General features: G+C 69.1%; 14 protein-coding genes. 5 read left to right on the top strand and 9 right to left on the bottom strand.

Features of this window, described 5'->3' with window-relative positions; all coding sequences use genetic code 11:
• A partial coding sequence (locus tag VFG33_RS34270; protein ID WP_325057164.1) for an Ig-like domain-containing protein occupies positions 1-1,519 on the top strand: 1,519 nt, incomplete at its 5' end.
• Between the two features lie 4 nt (positions 1,520-1,523).
• Here the strand turns inward: VFG33_RS34270 and VFG33_RS34265 are convergent.
• The 3 genes from VFG33_RS34265 to VFG33_RS34255 are packed head-to-tail and all read right to left on the bottom strand — an operon-like array spanning position 1,524 to position 3,940.
• A complete protein-coding gene (locus VFG33_RS34265) occupies positions 1,524-1,952 on the bottom strand; it encodes a hypothetical protein (protein ID WP_325057163.1) in 429 nt (142 codons plus the stop codon).
• A gap of 60 nt (positions 1,953-2,012) precedes the next feature.
• Positions 2,013-2,636: a response regulator gene (locus VFG33_RS34260; protein ID WP_325057162.1), complete on the bottom strand. Its 624-nt coding sequence runs from the start codon at positions 2,634-2,636 to the stop codon at positions 2,013-2,015.
• On the bottom strand, positions 2,633-3,940 hold the full coding sequence (locus VFG33_RS34255) for a sensor histidine kinase (RefSeq protein ID WP_325057161.1): 1,308 nt from the start codon (positions 3,938-3,940) through the stop codon (positions 2,633-2,635). The genes VFG33_RS34260 and VFG33_RS34255 overlap by 4 nt, the downstream gene beginning before the upstream one ends.
• Before the next feature lie 103 nt (positions 3,941-4,043).
• Here VFG33_RS34255 and VFG33_RS34250 point away from each other — a divergent pair, with 103 nt between their 5' ends.
• Together VFG33_RS34250 and VFG33_RS34245 are read left to right on the top strand one after the other, a co-directional pair.
• Complete coding sequence (locus tag VFG33_RS34250; protein WP_325057160.1) at positions 4,044-4,505, top strand: hypothetical protein; 462 nt, start codon at positions 4,044-4,046, stop codon at positions 4,503-4,505.
• Positions 4,506-4,584: 79 nt separating this feature from the next.
• A complete protein-coding gene (locus VFG33_RS34245; RefSeq protein WP_325057159.1) occupies positions 4,585-5,247 on the top strand; it encodes a 4'-phosphopantetheinyl transferase family protein in 663 nt (220 codons plus the stop codon).
• A gap of 3 nt (positions 5,248-5,250) precedes the next feature.
• Here the strand turns inward: VFG33_RS34245 and VFG33_RS34240 are convergent, their stop codons facing one another.
• On the bottom strand, positions 5,251-5,931 hold the full coding sequence (locus VFG33_RS34240) for a class I SAM-dependent methyltransferase (protein ID WP_325057158.1): 681 nt from the start codon (positions 5,929-5,931) through the stop codon (positions 5,251-5,253).
• Between the two features lie 165 nt (positions 5,932-6,096).
• On the opposite strand from VFG33_RS34240, the gene VFG33_RS34235 reads away from it, so the two are divergent.
• A complete protein-coding gene (locus tag VFG33_RS34235; RefSeq protein WP_325057157.1) occupies positions 6,097-6,684 on the top strand; it encodes an RNA polymerase sigma factor in 588 nt (195 codons plus the stop codon).
• Here VFG33_RS34235 and VFG33_RS34230 read toward each other — a convergent pair.
• The gene (locus VFG33_RS34230; RefSeq protein ID WP_325057156.1) at positions 6,639-8,834 is read right to left on the bottom strand and encodes an MMPL family transporter; all 2,196 of its coding nucleotides are present in this window, start codon (positions 8,832-8,834) and stop codon (positions 6,639-6,641) included. The genes VFG33_RS34235 and VFG33_RS34230 overlap by 46 nt on opposite strands.
• Positions 8,835-9,053: 219 nt before the next feature.
• Between VFG33_RS34230 and VFG33_RS34225 the strand changes: the two genes are divergently transcribed.
• Complete coding sequence (locus VFG33_RS34225; RefSeq protein ID WP_325057155.1) at positions 9,054-12,125, top strand: BTAD domain-containing putative transcriptional regulator; 3,072 nt, start codon at positions 9,054-9,056, stop codon at positions 12,123-12,125.
• Here VFG33_RS34225 and VFG33_RS34220 read toward each other — a convergent pair whose 3' ends face one another.
• The 4 genes from VFG33_RS34220 to VFG33_RS34205 are packed head-to-tail and all read right to left on the bottom strand — an operon-like array spanning position 12,126 to position 18,156.
• Complete coding sequence (locus VFG33_RS34220) at positions 12,126-12,986, bottom strand: alpha/beta fold hydrolase (protein ID WP_325057154.1); 861 nt, start codon at positions 12,984-12,986, stop codon at positions 12,126-12,128.
• 5 nt (positions 12,987-12,991) lie between these two features.
• Entirely contained in the window at positions 12,992-14,350 is a 1,359-nt protein-coding gene (locus tag VFG33_RS34215) for a flavin-containing monooxygenase (protein WP_325057153.1), read from the bottom strand.
• A gap of 30 nt (positions 14,351-14,380) precedes the next feature.
• The gene (locus VFG33_RS34210) at positions 14,381-16,777 is read right to left on the bottom strand and encodes a KR domain-containing protein (protein WP_325057152.1); all 2,397 of its coding nucleotides are present in this window, start codon (positions 16,775-16,777) and stop codon (positions 14,381-14,383) included.
• The gene (locus VFG33_RS34205) at positions 16,774-18,156 is read right to left on the bottom strand and encodes a cytochrome P450 (RefSeq protein WP_325057151.1); all 1,383 of its coding nucleotides are present in this window, start codon (positions 18,154-18,156) and stop codon (positions 16,774-16,776) included. Before VFG33_RS34205 ends, VFG33_RS34210 begins: the two co-directional genes overlap by 4 nt.
• Between the last annotated feature and the right edge of the window lies 1 nt (position 18,157).

Below are 18,157 nucleotides of genomic sequence, written 5' to 3'. Positions count from 1 at the left end.
CGCCATCAACGGAGACGGCTGGGGTGCGCAGAGCCGGGTGGAATTCGGCGCAGTCGCTGGCAAGACCTACTGGATCGCAGTGGACGGCGCGGGTGGTGCTGTTGGCAACGTCCGGCTGACGGTACGGGCGCCGCAGCGACCCGCCAACGACGCCTTTGCAGCGGCACAGTCCCTTGGCGGAGCTCTGCCGATCGCCGTCACCGGGACCACAGTCGATGCGACCGGAGAGAACAGTGAACCGGCGCATGCGCAGTACGGGCAGGGCACGTCGGTCTGGTACAGCTGGACGCCTTCGGCCAACCGCCGGGTCACCATCGACACCTGCGCGAGTCAGGTGAACACCGTGATCGGTGTCTACTCCGGCTCGACCTTGGCCACCCTGGCCGAGGTCACGTCGGCCGACGACGGCTGCGGCAAGATCTACGGCGGTAGCAAGGTGACCTTCACGGCGACCGCCGGTACGACGTACCGGATCGCTGTCGACGGCTGGACCTCCGGAGTGGCGGGTGCTTTCCCGGGGACCGGCGAGTTCAGGCTAGCGGTGACCGGGACCGATCCACCGGCGAACGACAACCTGGCTGCTCCTCGGGTGCTCACCGGGTCGTTGCCGATAGCAATCACGGGGACGAACGCCGGAGCGACGCGGGAGCCGGGTGAGCCGTTCCACGCGGGCTTCGTGGGCGGTACGTCGGTCTGGTACAGCTGGACGCCGACCTTGTCCGGGCGTGTCTCGATCGACACCTGTGGCAGCACCTTCGACACGCTGCTCGCGGTCTACACCGAGCCTGGTCTGACCGCACTGGCGTCCAACAACAACGGCTGCGGGCAGGCGAGCAAGGTGACCTTCACGGCCAGCGCCGGTAGGACGTACCGGATCGCGGTCGACGGCCGCGATGGGGCGACAGGCACGATCTCGCTCGCGCTGGTCGATCTGGAGCCGCGCGCCACCACGGTCACCCAGGTGACCAGCGCGCCCGCACCCTCGGCGTACGAGCAGGCGGTGACCTTCACGGCCACGGTCACTGGCGGCGCGACGCCAACTGGTTCGGTGCAGTTCGCCATCGACGGAGCCGATGCCGGAGCACCACGACCGCTGGCCGCGGGCAAGGCGACGCTGAGCTTGTCCACACTCGGCGTGGGGTCGCATGTGGTGACAGCTCGGTACGGCGGGGACGCCGGGCACTCGCCTAGCTCGGGGAGTGTCACGCATCGCGTCGACAAGATGGGCACCAGACTGGTCGCTCACCCGGCGGTGCTGCAGATCCTGCCACTCCGTATCTCTCTGCTGCTGTCCGCAACCCTGACAGACGCAACCGGCCACGCCCTGTCCGGCCAACCGGTCCGCTTCGTCGTCGCGGGACGCACAGCCTGCACTGCTACTACCAACGCCTCCGGGGTCGCCACCTGTAGCTCCTTGGGCGCTTGGCTGGTGGCAGTACTGACCCTCGGCTACAACACCTACTACGACGGCACTCCAACCCACCAACCCAGCCAGGCCCACGGCACGGTCCTCGGCTGACCTCTCAGCGGTGGCCCGAGCGGTCGTCGGACTTACCTGATCCGGAGTTGTCGTCCGAACCTGATTTGCGGAGGCCGCCCTTGTCGTCGCCGGGCTCGGTAGTGTCGGTGGACGTCGGCGTACTGGTGTGGTCATCGCCGTGGTCGTCTGGGCTGGTGTGGGTGGCGCTCGGGGTTGCGGTCACGGCCTGAGGCTTGACGGTCGCCGGCGGCGCGGGCCACAGCGGCGCGGGCGCTTGGCCCGGCGTACCGGGGTCGAAGGCAGACCAGACCGCTGTGCCTCCGGCTACCAGGCCGACGGCCGCAGCCAGGGCGAGCATGGCGGTGCCTGCCCAGGCGAGGTACCGGGCGGGGCTTCGACGGGCGGAGTCCGGGGCAGTGCCGTCGGACTGCAGCACGATCGGGCGTCCCCGGAGGTCCTCCTGCGATTCCATGCTCCCGATGGTGCCCCGGGTAGGCGGGCGAGGACCATCGGACCTTGGTACTAGTACCTGCTAGTCCGTGCGGCGCTGGCGTTGCGCCCAGAGGGCGGCTTGGGTGCGGTCCGTGACGCCGAGACGCTGGTAAACGTTGGTCAGGTGCGCCTTGACCGTGCGCTCGCTGATGCCGAGTCGGCGCGCGATGGTCTTGTTCGGCAGACCGTCGCCGACCATGTCGAGCACCTCCTGCTCCCGGCCGGTGAGCTTCGTATCCGGGCCGGGGCTCCGGCGGTTGGTGAGCAGGACCCGCGCCGCCTTGGGGTCCAGCGGCGAACCACCCGCCACCACCTCGCGGATGCCGGCCAGGATCACCTCCGGCTCGCTGTGCTTCAACAGGTACCCCTCGGCACCGGCCTGCAACGCGTCCAGGATTCGCGACTGGTCGCTGAAGGAGGTCAGCACCAGCACATGGGCGGACGGGTTCTGAGCCACGATCCGCCCGGTCGCTGTGATCCCGTCAGCGCCTGGCATCGACAGGTCCATCAGGACCACATCCGGCTGGAACTCGGCCGCCATCGACACGGCCTGCTCCCCGTCGCCCGCCGCCCCGACCAACTCAAGGTCGTCAGCGGTAGCGAGCAACTGGGCAAGGCCGGTCCGCACGATCGCGTGATCGTCGACGATCAGCACCCGAATCATCCGACCGGTACCTCGACTTCCACTCGTGTGCCCTGGCCGGGAGCGGCCCGCACGGTCAGCATGCCACCTGACTCCGCCAGCAGGTCGCCGATCGACCGCAGTCCCAGGTGTCCGCCGCTGCTCCGCTCGTCCAGCCGCGTCTCGTCGAACCCGCGCCCGTCGTCGTCGATCACCAGCGTCGCCCGGCCATCCGAGCGGCCCGCGCTGATCAGCACCTCGCGGGCGCCACTGTGGGAGGCGACGTTCCGGATGATCTCCTGCGCGGCCCGGAACAACAGCGCGGCGACCGCCGGCGGCAGGTTCGCCGCCCTCTCGGTCTCCAGCCGTACCTCCATCCCCGTGCGCTCCAATCCGGCCGCGAGCTCGGCGAGGGCGGACTCGAGTCCCTCCTCGGCCAGGTTCGGCGGATAGATGTCGACCAAGAGGGAGCGCAGCGAGCCGATACTGCCCCGCAGCCGGCTCGCGCTGTCAGCGATCAGCCCGGCTCGTTGGCCTTCAGTGGGATTGCCGAGCCGCATCGCATCCAGCGCGTAGTTGAGCCCGGTGAGCTCCTGGACCACGCCGTCGTGCAACTCCCCCGCGATCCGTCGCCGCTCGGCATCGGAGGCCTCCACCGCATGCCGGAGCAGGCGTTCCCGCTCGCGCTGCTGCCGCTGCACCCGGCGGGCCAGCGACCACGCGAACGGGATCTGCACCAGTTCCAGGACGAGCAACGCGCCCAGCGAAGGCGGCGCGAACCGCTGCCACGCCGCCTGCCCGGCGTCGGTCACCGCCTTGTACTGGAAGTACGCCTCGAAGAGCATCGCTTCACCGTTCGTGCCGCGGACCCCGACGTACACCTCGAGCAGTTTCTTGTACGGGACCTCGAACCGGTTCTCCGGCCGGCTCAGGTCGCTGACCTCCGACTCGCTGCTGCCCTGGATCCTGAGCGCCTCGGCCTCCTCGGCGCCGAGCGGGAAGCTTGCCCCGATCAACCGTGGCTCGTCGGAGTACACGATCTTGCCGTCGGCGTTCCACAGCTTCACCCGGACCAGCGAGCCCTGCAGAACGTACCTGCGCATCGCCGCGTCGAAGGCCTGCAGCGCGGCGGGCGTCCCGGCGATGACGGCGGCGTCCAGCCGCGGCTGGACCACCCCCTGGGCGGTGACGAAGGTGACCTGGCGGGCGGATTCCGTCGCCTGTTCGGTACCGGCCTGCCTGGCGACGAACGCGATCAGGGCCGCCAGCGAGAGCAGCACGATCAAGCCGGCCGCGGTGAAGCGGACCAACAGGCCGGCCGTGGAGCTTCCGCGCAGATTCACCATGCCCGGATCGTAGAGGGGAGGTCGGTTTGCGAGGCAGCCCGACAACAGTCCTACGACCATGGTCCGATGGTGGGTGCCCATGCCGCGGGGCCATGGTCGAACCATGAAACCTGATGAGCAGAGCACAGACCCGAACCGCAAGACGCGCTCGTACTTCGCTTGGGCGGGGACCGGCGTGATCGCCCTAGCCGCAGTAACCGGCCTCGTGGTCGGCGGCACGGCCGCCTGGTCAGCCGTCGACCCCGGCGGCTCGCAGGCGCCCGACAGCATCGTCCCGCAGGCCGCCACGGTCAGTCCCACTCCTGACGACAAGGGAGGCCTCCGCACGCCCGGCGCTACCAGGACGACGGAGCCCGGTGACGACAAGGGCGGTTTGCGGAAGCCTTCCGCTACGAGGACGACGGAGGCCGGCGACGACAAGGGTGGGCTGCGCCACCCTCGGACCGCCGAGCCCGGTGACGACAACGGCGGCGATCGCGGCTCGGGCTCCGGCAAGTCCGGTGACGACGACAGCGGCCACTCCGGCTCCGGCAAGTCCGGCGACGACGACAGCGGGCACCACTAATCCGCAAGGGACCGAGAGACCAGGCGGCCGGCCCGCCTGGTCTCTCGGTCTCTTGCGTCCGTGGGATCCTCTTGGGGAGATGCAGACAGAACACGACGTCACAGCCATCCAGCTCGCCGGCGGGCTGGTGGAGGTTTGGTGTGCGCCGGTGGGCGACCCGGAGGACCACGCCGACGTGTTGTCCGCCGACGAGCGCGCCCGGGCGGCCCGGCTTCGGCGCCCCGCGGACCGCGACCGGTTCAGGACCGCCTGGACGCTGGCCCGGCGCGTCCTGGGCGATCGCCTCGACACCGCGCCGGCCGCTCTCGAGATCGTCCGGACGTGCCACAACTGCGGCCGGACCGGACATGGCAAGCCGGCGCTTGTCGACGGTGGGCGGTGGGAGTTCTCCCTGTCCCATTCGCACGGGTACGTGATGCTCGCCGTCTCGGACGCCGGCCCGGTCGGCGTCGACATCGAAGCCGCGAGCAAGAGCTTCGTCGACATCGCGACCATGGTGTGCGCGCCGTCGGAGCAGGCCGCCGGCGCCGAGGAGTTGCTCTGGCTCTGGGTCCGGAAGGAAGCGGTTCTGAAGGCGACCGGTGACGGGCTGGCCGTGCCGATGACGAGCTTCACGCTCACACCGTTCACCTGGCCGGCCGACTCTGCCCGGACCGATCAACCGACGATCGTCGATCCGGGTGCTCCGCCTGGCTACCGGGCGGCGGTGGCGGTCCTCCCCGCCCTCACCGCCGGCAGCTGACCTTCAGCTACGGGTGGCGGTGAAGACCGCCACACTCCCGCGCACCTCGACCTGGTAGTCATCGAAGCCGGCCGCGATGGACTTCTTCAGATCGGTCAGGCTGTCCTCGGTGGTGGACAGGATCCCGCTGCGGTTGTAGATCCCCATCATCATCCGGGCGAACCACCAGTGGTTGCCCCCGTCCTGGATCACCGTGCTGCCGAACAACATGCCGCCTGGCCGCAGCAGCCTGGCCGCCTCGGTGAAGACCCGGCCCTTCTCCCGCATCGGCCCGGGCATGCAGTGGAGCAGGAAGTTGATCCCGACCGAGTCGAACGAGCCGTCGGGGAACGGGAGCGGCTGCAGGATGTCCGCCTGCACCACGGTCGGCTCGTACTTGCGCAACCGGTGTGCGCTGTAGCGGAGCACGTCCGGGTTCAGGTCGGCGAGCGTCAGTTCCGGCTTCCCGTCGCTCCACTTGCAGTGGGACAGGAAGTACCCGGTGCCCGGACCCAGGTCGAGATGACGGCGCCCTGCGTACCGGTCGTACAGGTCGATGAACCGACGGCTGGGGCACCGGTAGATCACCCTGTTGGAGAAGCCGACCACGAACAGGTCGTAGATCCGCAGGAACGAGGTCTTGTAGACAGCCTGGCCCGCGTACCCGGGGTGCTCCTTGCTGACAGCAGACAACGCTTCGGCCATCTCAACCTTCCATCTCCTCGAACGGCCATCGGCCGCGAACTGTTTTCCGGTTACCACCTAGCTGACGGTCCAGGGCCGGCCGGTGATACGCCCCCGCCGTACCTCATCGCTGACAGCTCGCTAGCGCGCCGCCGACAGGATCGCCGTACCGAGGGAAGGGTGAGAATGTCCGAGGACGAGAACATCCATGGAATCGTCAGGCGCGCCGCCGAGGGCGACGAGAACGCCTGGAACTATTTGATCGACAAGTACAGCTCGCTGCTGTGGTGGACGGCACGCGGCTTTCGCCTTACCAATGAACAGGCCGCCGACGTCGTCCAGGTGACGTGGCTGCGGCTGGTGGAGAACATCGGCAGGATCCGCGATCCAGAGCGGCTGTCCGCGTGGCTGCTCACGACCGCCCGGCGGCGGTGCATCGACGAGCTGAACGCGGCCGGCCGGGAGCGGCCGCTCGACGACCACCACCTCGACGTCGCGAGTCACGAGGACGGGCCGGAGGAGTGCGCCCTGCGGCACGAGCCGAGAGAGGCCGTCCGCAAGGCGCTTCGCCGCCTACCGCAGTCCCAGCAGCGGATGCTCCTGCTGCTCGCCGCGTCACCGCCGCTGTCGTACCAGGAGATCAGTACCCGCCTGGGCATCCCGATCGGCAGCATCGGGCCCAGCCGGGGCCGCGCTCTCCGGCGCCTCCACGTCGAGCTGGGAACCCATCATCCGGGGGTCTTCGATGACTCCCGCAGTCCGATGAGCGCGTGAAGCGCGCGCAATGGCCGCGGGGCCCACCAGTTGGCTCGTCCGGCCAGCCGCATGAACGCTGGGACGAGGACGCCACGGATGATCGTCGCGTCGACAAGGACCGCTAGCGCGAGTCCGAGCCCCAGCAACTTCAGGAAGGTCACGCCGGACGACACGAACGACAGGAACACGACGGCGACGATCAGGGCGGCACCGGTGATCAGTCCACCGGTCCGCTCCAGTCCGCGGGTCACGGCGGTCACGTTGTCGGCCCCCGCGACCCACTCCTCGCGGATTCTGGACAGCATGAACAACTCGTAGTCCATCGACAACCCGAACGCCACGCAGAACATCAGCACCGGCATCGTGATGTCGAGGGTGCCGGTCACGGCGAAGTCGCCGACCAGCCAGCGCAGATGGCCCTCCTGGAAGACCCACACCATCGCCCCGAAGGTCGCGGTGAGGCTGAGCAGGTTCAGCAGGAGCGCCTTGAGCGGGATCAGCACGCTGCCCGTGAACAGGAACAGCAGGATGCCGACCGCGGCCGCCATCAGCCCGAGCCCGAGCGGCAACTGATCGGTGATCGCGCCGCGGGTGTCCACCAGCTCCGCCGAGCGGCCACCGACGAGCACCGGGGCAGGTGCCTGGGTGGACCGGATGTCCTCGACGAGCCGTTCGCCGTCCGGGGAGTAGGTCTCGACGTCCGGCACCACCGACAGCCAGGTCCCGTTCGAGGACCCGTACTGCGTTGATTGTGGCGAGGGTGGTGCGACCTGCCGGCCCCCGGCGTACGAGCCGGTGCTCGCGTCGATCCGCGCCACCCCGTCGATCCGCGACAGCTCTTCGGCGTACGACGCCACCTCGGCCGAAGCCACCGGCTCAGTGGCCACCACGAACGCCGGCTCGGTCTCGCGGGTGCTGAACTCTTCACGCAGTACGTCGTTGGCCTGCCGGCTCTCCGCCGACGCGGGCAGCACCCGGTCGTCGGGCAGGCCGAACCGGGCGTTCAGGAACGGCGCGCCCAGAGCGAGCAGGACGACGACCACAACCGTGGCGAACGGGATCGGCCGGCGCATCACCATCGCGGCCAGCCGGCCCCAGAAGTTGGGTCGGTCCGGCTTGGCCTTTCCGCGGCGCCAGAACCGCGGGATGGCCAAGGCGTTTACCCGATGACCGAGCACAGCCAGCGCGGCCGGAAGGACGACAACCGCTGCGAACGCGGCCAGCAGGACGACGGCGATCCCGGCGTACGCGAATGAGGTCAGGAAGTACAGCGGGAAGATCAGCAGGACCGCGAGCGAGATCGAGACGGTCACCGCGGAGTAGATGACCGTCCGGCCGGCGGTGCTCACGGTACGGCGGACTGCCTCGTGCGGCTCGGTTCCCGTGGCCAACTCCTCCCGGAACCGGCTGAGGATGAACAACCCGTAGTCGATCGCGAGCCCGAGACCGAGTGCGCTGGTCAGGTTGAGCGCGAACACCGAGACGTCGGTCACCGACGCGACGATCGCCAGCACCGCGAGCGTCCCGGTCACCGAGACCAGACCGATCAGCAGTGGGAGCGACGCGGCCACCAGTCCACCGAAGATCGCCAGCAGCAACAACAGGGTCAACGGGAACGCGAACAGTTCGGCGCGGATGAGATCCGACTGGAGGATGTCGGTCAGCTCGCCGTAGACCACCGACGAACCGGCCGCCTGGATCGTCAGCCCGTCCTGGTCGTCGAACCGTTCGCGCAGAGTGCGCGCGGTGTCGCGGACTTCGTCCTCGTCGCCGGCCAGCCGGGTCAGCACCAGAGCCGACCGATCGTCCTTGCTGCGCAGGGCTTCCGGCGATCCGAGCGTCCAGTAGGAGGTCGCCTCCAGCACGCCTGTCTCGCGGCCGAGTCGGCCGGTGAGGTCTGCGCCGAGCTGCCGGACCCTGGCATCGTCAACGCTACTGCCGGACGGGCTGGTCACGACGAGGACGAAGTTCGGCTGACCGGTGCCGAAGTCCTGGTCCAGCAACTGCGTCGCCTGGGTGGACTCTGCGTCGGCGTCGACGAAACCGCCACCGGACAGGCGGTCGATCACGCCGATCCCGGCGACCGCAAAACCGACGACGGCAACTGCCGTCAGGGCGAGGACGATCCGGCGAGCTCGTACTACCAGCCGGCCGACGTGTTCGAGCATCTGGCCTGTCTCCTTTGTTGGCCGATCCCACTTGTGTCATGAAGAGGACCCGGTGACGCGGTCGGCGAATACAGCGGACGAAACTCGGCAGCTCGGCCGGACGCGCAGCTTAGCGTGTTCAGGTGAGCACGCTCCGAATTATCGCTCTGAGTTCAGGGGCTGCCCTGTTATCGTGACTTCGCGACCGACGCCAAGCGCGCCGACCGGGGGATCTGTGAGATGAGGCCGATCAAGCCGGGCCAGCCCGGAGGATTTCGATTCAGTCCGCCTGAGCTCAACGTCGACCTGATCATTCGCCCACGCCTGCTGGCCGTTCTGCAGCAACGCTTCCGGCACCGGCTGACTGTTCTCACCGCCGGACCTGGGTTCGGCAAGACCAGCGTGCTCGCGCAGGGCTGGGCCGAGAACCAGCTCGCCCCACATGGCGTCGATGCGTGGCTCACCTGCAACGCCGGCGACAGCACCGCGTCCACGCTCTGCGCAGGCCTGGCGCGTAGCCTTCAGATCGCCGCACCAGCAGCCTGGAATACCGAGCTGGCGATCAGCCAGCTGACCGCCGAGATCTGGCGAAGGTCGCCCGAGCACGTCGCTCTGCTGCTCGACGACGCGCATCTGATCGCACCTGGTTCGCCCGGTGCCGCGCTCCTTTCGACCCTCGTCGAAAGAATGCCGCACAATGGCCATGTCCTGTTGGCCGGCCGCGGTCCGCTTCCGGTCTCCAGCACGCGGCTGGCCGCCATGGGCCAGGCAGTCGAGCTCGGCGAGCGGGATCTCGCCTTCTCCACCACGGAACTCGCCGAGTTCGCGTCCGCGCGGGGGTTGCAGCCCGACCTGCTCAGCGATACCGCCGGTTGGCCTGCGCTGGCCGAGCTGGCCGCATCGGTTGGCCGGCATCGCGTCCGCGACTATCTGTGGGAAGAGTTGCTGACGAGCATGCCGCCGGACCGTCGGCGCCTGCTCGCGATGCTGGCCCTGGTCGGTGGCGGCGATGAGGAGCTGGCCTCGGACCTCGCCGGCCAACCCGTCGACCTGACCGACCTGCTCGCCGGACTGCCGTTGGTGGCCGGCGTGCCCGGCACCTGGCGGTCGCTGCATCCGCTCTGGTGGCCGGCCTTGTCCGGTGAGCTGGAACCGGACGAGCTGACGGCGACCTGCGTCACGGCCGCGACCGTACTGCGCGCTCGTGGCGATGTGGACGGCGCCGTCCGCCTGCTCTCCCAGGTCGGAGCGTGGGACGTCGTGCACGACGTCATCTGCGAGACGGCCATTGCGACCCATCCGCTGGTCGCGCCGGATGTCTTCCTGGAGTGGTACGACCTGCTGCCGGACGAGCATCGCCGGGCCGCGGCAGGCCGGCTGCTGCTCGCGCTCGTCGAACGCGGCGCCGATCTGCCCAAGGCACTGAAGATGTTCGAGGCCGTGGAGAAGGACTTCCACGACCGGGGCAGCCGTACCGGGGAGATCGCCGCGATCACCCACCTGAGCTACCTCAGCTGGTGGCTGGCGGACGCCGACCGGCTGGAGGCTGCCCTGGGCCGGGCGGAGGCGCTGGGCCGGGAGGTGCCCGAGTTCGCCTTGCGGGTGAACGTCGGCTGGGCTTGGCTGGCCGACCTTCGCGGTGACTGGAAGGGCGCTTTCGCCCACCTGGGTGTCTTCCCGGACAACTGGGATTCCGGCGTCAACATGCAGCGATCCTGGTTGCTACTGCTCGACGGAGACACCGACCGGGCCCGCCGCTATGCCGAACTGGCTGTCAAGGATGCGTACGGAACGTCGGCCATGCCGGCTGTCGACGTGAGGATGCTGTCGACCTGGCTGGCCGGCGAGGTGGACGAGGCCGTGCGCCAGATCCCCGTGCTCGCCGGCGAGGCGAGGACCGCCGGGCGCGACCCTGGCGTCGTCTTCACCCTCAGCAACTGCGCGAAGCTGCTCGCGTACGTCGGTGACGTGGCCGGCGCCCGCCGCTTTCTGGAGCAGGCGCGGGCAGCACTCAACGACAGCAACAGCGCCCTGAACGAGACGTCCTTCCAGCTCGGCGAGGTCGCCGTACTGATTGCTGAGGGCAACGAGGACAAGGCGCGAGCCTTGCTCGCTGACGCGCATGCGAGGCGGCCGCTGGGTCGCGCCGCCGCCAGTCGGATGCACCGGCTGTTCCCCGCGCTCAGCTATGTCCTCGTGCCCGAGAGCCGTCCGCTGTGGGAGGCGACGGAGCTGCATCCCGATCTCGCGGCCTTGCGCGATATCGCCGCCGCACTCGTGGCTGCGCGGGAGAAGGGCTCGCTGCGCGAGGTGGCGGAGCTGGCCGGCCTTTCTCCAGGCCAGATCCGGGCGGCGCTGCCCTTGCCGTGGGCGGTCGAGTTCGCCGTCGCCGCGATCGCCGCCGGACGAGAGGAGGGACGACAGCTGCTCACCGAGCTGAACACCGCGGCCGGGCCTCATCTGAAGGAGCTGACCAAGTCACGACGCGGCGCGCTGGCCCGGACCGCCCGCGAGCTCGCCTTGCGAGCCCCGGTCGTCCCATCGGACCAGCTCGATCTGCTGGTGCTGGGTCCGCTCGAGCTCTGGCGGGACGGTCGCCCCGTCGACCACCCGAACCTGCAACGCGATCGGGTCCGCCAGTTGCTGCTGTACATGGTCGCGAAGCGGACCGTGTCCCGGCTCGCGGCCGCCGTCGAGCTGTGGCCGGACCTGGACGCCGACGCCGCGATGCGCAACCTCCGGGTGACCCTCAACTACGCCCAGCGGCTGCTCGAACCCGACCGGGCCAGCGGCGAGGCGCCGTACTTCCTGCGCACTGAGAACGGGATGCTGCGGCTCACCACCGAGGAGCCGCTGTCGGTGGACGCTTGGCGGTTCGACAAGTTGTTCGACAAGGCGGAGGCCGCCGAGAGGCAGGGGGCACCGTCGGTCGCACTGCGGGCGTACGAGAAGGCGCTGCCGCTGTATCGCGGCGACTACCTGGCCGACGTACCGAACGCCGAGTGGGCGATGGTCGAACGCGACCGGCTCCGGGTGCGCTATGTCCTCGGCGCCGTCCGGGCTGGTGAACTACTGCTCGCCACCGGTGACCTGGACCAGTCGCTGCGCCTCGCGCACGCGGCCATGCGCGCCGACCGGCTGTCCGAGTCGGCCCACCGGCTGCTCGTCGCGAGCCATCTCGAGCGCGGCGAGTACGACGCCGCCCGCCGCACCCTGGTTCAGTGCGAACGAGTGCTCGACGAACTCGGCACCTTCGCCGGCCGGGAGACCCAGATCATCGCCCGCCGGATCAGGGAACGCGACAGCGCCTGATCACCTGGACCGGGCGAGGACCGACTGCAGGAACGGCAGCAAGGTTTCCTCGAAACGCTCCGGATCGTCCATGAACGGCCAGTGCCCGCTGCGATCGAACACCGTGATCTCGGCACCGGGGAACGTGTCGAGCTGCCGATCAGCCTGGGCTAGTGGGATGTAGGGGTCGGCCCGCCCCCAGATCACCTTCACCGGGCGGTCGAGCTTGTCCAGTTCCCGCGACAGTTCGTACGAGCGCGCGTTCCAGTCGAACGTCGGCCGGTACAGCGCGATGATCGCCCGACGGGTCGGACCGGTCATGTCGTCGTACATCCGGTCGACGAAGTCCCGGGGCAGGCCGCGCGGATTGCCGCGGCGCAGGATCAGCCTGAACAGCCGACGGCTCGGCACCTTCATGAACAGCTCACCGATGACCGGCATCCGCCAGATCCTCGCCAGGTAGTGCCAGCGGTAGTCGAGCAGGACACCACCGGCCACGATCACCGCGCTGGCAAAGCGATCCGGGTTCTTCGCTGCCCAGTCGAGCATCCACCGGCCGCCGAGGTCATGGCCGACCACGTGAGCTCGTTCGATGCCCAACTGCTCGAGCACCCGGGCCAGGTGCTCCGCATGACCGGTGTAGGTGTGGTCGAAACCTGCCGGCTTGTCGGCCTGCCCGAAGCCCGGTTGGTCAATGGCGATCGCACGGGCGAACGTACCGGCCGCGCCGACGCCCGCACGCCAGTCCTCACTGGAGCCGGGGTTGCCGTGGAAGAACACCACGGCCTCTCTCGCGTCGGACGGCCCGGCCTGCAGGTAGGGACAGGTGATCCCGTCGACTTCCACACTGCCGCGGCTGACCTCTGCCTTGTCCACAGCCATCGACGTCACACTCCCGTCTTCTGCGGCGCGGGCCGGCGCGGCCGGTTGGCCAACTGCCGGTCGAGCCGGGCGATCTCGTTGCGCATCAGGCGTTCGTACGTCGTGTGCTCGACCTCCAGGCGATGCCGCTCGGACTCCTGATAGGCGTACGGCGACAGCCTCGGCAACGGACCTCGCTTCCGGGCGCGGAACCACGCAGCGGCAGCCGGTGCGTTCTCCTGCGCCTCGATGACTCGGGCGATCAGCTGCGATTGCAGATCGGCCAGCCGCCAGATGCCGACGTCCGGCTGGACCAGCCCGGCGACGAAGAAGCCGTCGTACTGCGGATGGAAGATGCTCGCGTACAGCCGCATCATCTCCTGGTACGACGGTGCGCCGGCCGCCGTGTCGAGGAACGGCCAGGCCGGCTTGAACCCGGTCGCGTAGAGGATCAGGTCGATCTGTTCCTCGCTGCCGTCGGAGAACTCGACGATGTCGCCGCGGAGCTTCGCCACATCCGGTTTCGGGGTGATATCGCCGTGCTTGAGGTGGTAGAGCAGGCGCGAGTTGACGATCAGGTGGCTCTCGAACAACTTGTGGTCGGGTTCCGGCAGCCCGTAGTCGGTGTTGCGGCCCACATGCGCGCGCAACATCAACCCGGCGACGAACCGACGCAGCGGGAGTGGCATCCGCAGCTTGTGGGTCAGCTCGTTGATCTCGTCGATCGGCTTGCCCATCACAATCTTCGGGAAGAAGTAGTAGCCGCGCCGCATGCTGTGGATCACCCGGGCCGAGAACGGCACCGAGTCGACCGCGATGTCGCAGCCGGAGTTCCCGCCGCCGATGATCAGGACTCGCTTGCCGGTGAACACATCCGGCCGCTTGTACTGCGAGGAGTGCAGACTCTCGCCGGTGAACTCGCCAGGCAGATCGGGGAACAGTGGTTCGCGGTGGTGGCCGTTGGCAACGATCACGCCGGCGTAGCGGCGCTGTTCGCGGTCGGCGATCGTGATGTCCCAACCGCCGCCCTCGGCCGGTGCGACCCGGGTGACCGGGCTGTTGGGCTCGATCAGCCGCTCCAGTCCGTGTTCGGCCGCGTAGGACTGGAGGTAGGCGAGCACGTGCCGGTGACCCGGATAGTCCGGGTAGTCGTCGGGCATCGGGAAGTCGGTGTAGCTGCCGAGGCGCTTCGACGAGATCAGGTGGGCCGAGTCGTACATGGAGCTGTTCGGCGATCCGTAGTACCAGTTTCCGCCGAGGCTGTCCTGCTCCTCCAGTACCTGGACGGGGATGCCGCGGGCGTGGAGGTTGCGCGCCGCCGCGAGGCCACAGGTCCCCGCACCGATCACGCAGTAGGTGTCGCGGTAGGAATCCGAGCGGTCCATGGGCACAGGTCCTCCGTCTGGTGCGGTCATTCAGACCACCTCGAGTCCGTTGAGCGTGAGCACACACTGTCCAGCCACATCAACAACCCGCCACGCCCCAAGATCAGCCGCCCCGACAACAGAAACCGACGACCCGGCCGCCGCTCCGCTACCGATCCCGATCTCGGCGATCCGGATCTCCTCGACCGCACCGGGCGATCGGCCGTTGGCCGTGCGGGCGCGGAGGATTGCCTCGATCGCGGCATGTAGGAGGACCCGGGCGGGCGGCACTGGCAGCGTCCACTCGTCGCTGCTCGGCACCTCGTCGATCCGTGCACTGAGCCTGCCGTCGGGACCGCGCCGCCAGAGTGGCGGGCGGTAAAGCACGCCCGACCAGGCAATCCCTGCAGGCCCTTCCCCATTGGTCGGCGACTCCGCGCCCCAGTCGTCTTGCGCGGCAAGAGGGTCCATCATTGCCTTGTTCTGCGTGCTTTCGTACTCCGCGGTCGCGCGCATCACCGGTCGTCCGGCAGCATCTGTGAGAGAAACTGCGACTTCCCAGGTGTCGCCCGTCTTGCGGCCTGAGCCGGTCTTCACCAGTTCGAATCCGTCGGCATCACCGACCAGGCCCGGCACCGAGACGATCACGTCGCGGAGCCGGCTGAGCCAGAGCGTGGGGAACCCTTCCGGCGTCACCCAATCGCCGAGCGCCAACGCGTACTCGAGCACGAGACTGACCGGCAACGCGAAGGTCCCGGCGACAGTGAACTCGGTGAGGCACGGATGGGAGCCCGCCGCCAGCCGTGTCCTGGCGCGGATCGACCGGAACGGAGCGAAGTCCTCGACCTCGCCGAGGTAGTGCCCGAGCGACTGCAGCCGGTCGGTGTCCGGATGATCGCGGAAGTTCGCGAAGCCCTTGAGCTGGCCGGGTGAGACGGCCCGCCCGATCCGGCCGAGCACCATCACCTCGCCGGGCTCGGCGGCCTCGATCTGGTCCGTCCAGAGCCGGATGCCGGCGTCCACGGGCAGCGCGTCGGCGTACCGGAGGGCGGCGTCGAAGTTGGCGATCAGGCCGATCCGCTGCCAGGTCGGCCAGCAGATCGTGGTGACCTGTTGGCCGCACTGCCCCGCCCAGAAACCCAAGCGGGTCAGGGCTTCGTTCGCGGCGGCGTAGTCGATCTGACCTATCATTCCGCCCAGCCGGCCGGACACCGAGCCGACGTTGCAGAAGTGGTCGACGCGCCGGTCGCCGAGCGCGGCCAGCAACGCCACGAACCCGTCGACCTTGGTCTGGATGGTGGCGAGGAACGAGTCCACTGTCTTGTTCCGCAGCCGGGTCGGCGCCGCGACACCGGCGTTGTGGATGACGACCCGGAGCGCGGGCCCGGCCGCGTCGACAAGCGCCCGGGCGAACGCCGGCTCGGTGATGTCCCCCGCGTGGTACTCGATCGGGAGGCTGCGGCGAGCCGCTTCCTGGAGATTGTGCAGCGCCTCCCGCCGCGCCCGGCGACGAAAGGTGTCGGCGCGGATCTCGCGGACGGTGCTGTCCGGCGGGGTGGCCCGCAACCGGTCGCGCTCTCGCCGCTCGAACTCCTCGTCGGTGAGTTCCGCCCACTCCTCGCCGGACGGCAGCGGATGCCGCCCGGAGACGAGGACACGACAGCCGAAGCGACTGGCCAACTCGCGGGCCATCGCGAAGCCGAGACCGCGTCCGCCGCCGGACAACACCACGGTGTCCGCGGGGCTGAGGTCGAGGCGCGCGGGACCGGCGACGTGCCGGCCGGCGGCGAGGGTACTGCGCTCCTCGTCACGCCAGCCGATCTCGAACAGGTCCCAGGTTTGGAGTTCCCGTAGAACGTAGGGCGCCGCATCGGCCTCGGCAGCCAGATCGAGAACCTTCACGCGGCAGTTCGGCAACTCCTGCGGCAGGCTCTTGGCCAGCCCTGCCCAGATCCCGCCGAGCGGCTGGGCCACACCTTCGCCGTCGTAGCCCATCCGGCCGCCCATCCTGGTGACAGCGAGGTAGAACAGCCGGTTCGCGTCGGTCTCGGCGGCCCAATCGTCGTACACCGCCTTGAGTACGGCGACCGTCTGCCGGAGCGCCGTGCGCCACGGGCCCGGGTCGGACAGCGCGAACTCGGTCGCGACGCCGAGGTCGACGATGCCGTCCACCGGCCCGATCTCGTCGAGCAGCGCGGTGGCAGCCGCGACCAGCGCGTCACCGGTCCTATCGTCGGGCAGGTCCACGACCGTCGCTTCCACACCCGCTGCCGCAAGGTGATCGCGGACGTGGGACTGGAGCGCGGCGTCACCGCCGAGTACCAGGGTCCGGCCGATCTTCTGCTTCGCCGTACCGGGTGTCGGGGCATCGACGGGGTACCAGCAGAACAGCGGTTGGGGCTCCGGCCGAGTTGGCTCGGCTGCCATCGTGACGTGCTCGGTGATCACGCTGCTCTCCGCGGGTGCGCGGTCATCGTGATGGTGTGCTCGGGCGCCTGCCGGGGACGGAACGACAGTTTCGCGTCGTAGGTCACCGGCGCACCCGGTACCAGGCTGAGCCGCATCTCCTGCGCGACGGTCGCCACCGCGACCTGCAACTGCAGCAGGGCGATGTGCTTGCCGATGCACTGCCGCTGACCGAACCCGAACGGCATGTAGGCATGCCGGTCCCGCGCGGCGACCCGTTCGGGGGTGAATCGCTCCGGATCGAACGCTTCCGGGTTGTCCCAGAACTCGGGGTGCCGGTGGGTCGCGTACGGCGAGATGAACAGATTGGACCCGGGCGGGATGTGGTAGCCGGCGATCTCCAGGTCCTGGGTCGCCTGCCGCGGATAGAGCCAGATCGGCGGGTAGACCCGGAGCGATTCCTCGACCACCATCCGCGTGTAGGTCAGGTTCGGCAGGTCCTCCAGCGTGGCCGGCCGGCCGCCGAGCACCGACTCGAGCTCGTCTTCCAGCGTGCGCCGGATCGACGGAGTGTTCGCCAGTTGGTACAGGGTCCAGGCCAGTGAGGTGCCGGTCGTCTCGTGGCCCGCGAGGAAGGTGGTCATCAGCCCGTCGCGGATCTCCTGCGTGCTCATTCCGACCGTGGAGTCGAGATAGCCGGTGACCAGGTCCGGCCGGGGATTGCGCCGATGGTCCTCGATCACGTCGGCGAGGAAGTCGTCCAGTACTGCGAGGGTGCGGCGCAGCTTGAGGTTGTGCGGGATCGGCACCCAGGTGGGGATGGCCTGGTACATCGGGTTGCCGCGCTGGATGATCAACGGCATCCCGACCTGGACCGCCGGGCCGACCCGGTCCACCGCATCACCGAGGGAGGAGCCGAACAGGGTGCGGCCGAGGACCTCGATCGTGTACCACATGGTCTCGTGGATCAGGTCGAAGGCTTCACCCCTGTCGGCGTGCGCGCGGAACCGGCCGGCCAGGGTGACCGCGGCGTCGGTGATCGCCGGGGTCATGTCCTCGATCCGTTTGGCCTGGAACAGCGGCCGGGAGATGTCGCGATGCCGCTTCCACTGGTCGCCGTCGGTGGTGAGCAGCCCGTCCCCGAAGTACGCCTTGAATCCGTCGTAGAAGATGCCGCGCTTCAGGTGCCGCGTGTCGCTGCCCAGCAAGACCTGGCGGATCAGCTCGGGGTGCGAGACCAGATGGATCAGCATCGGCCCGATCCGGAACCTGGCGATGTCGCCGTAGTCGTGCTGCAGGCCGGCGATCAGGCGAGGCGCGTCGCGCTGGTAGCTGAGGAGGCAGTTGCGGGACGGTCCCGGTGCCCGGCGACGGCCGCCGGTACTGGTCGGCTTGGCGGCGTCGGTGACGTCGATGGCCATC

It is taken from the genome of Kribbella sp. (genome assembly GCF_035687465.1).
Classification (GTDB): Bacteria; Actinomycetota; Actinomycetes; order Propionibacteriales; family Kribbellaceae; genus Kribbella.
The sequence above is the reverse complement of the archived record's forward strand: the minus strand, read 5'-3'. Positions and strand labels throughout refer to the sequence as shown.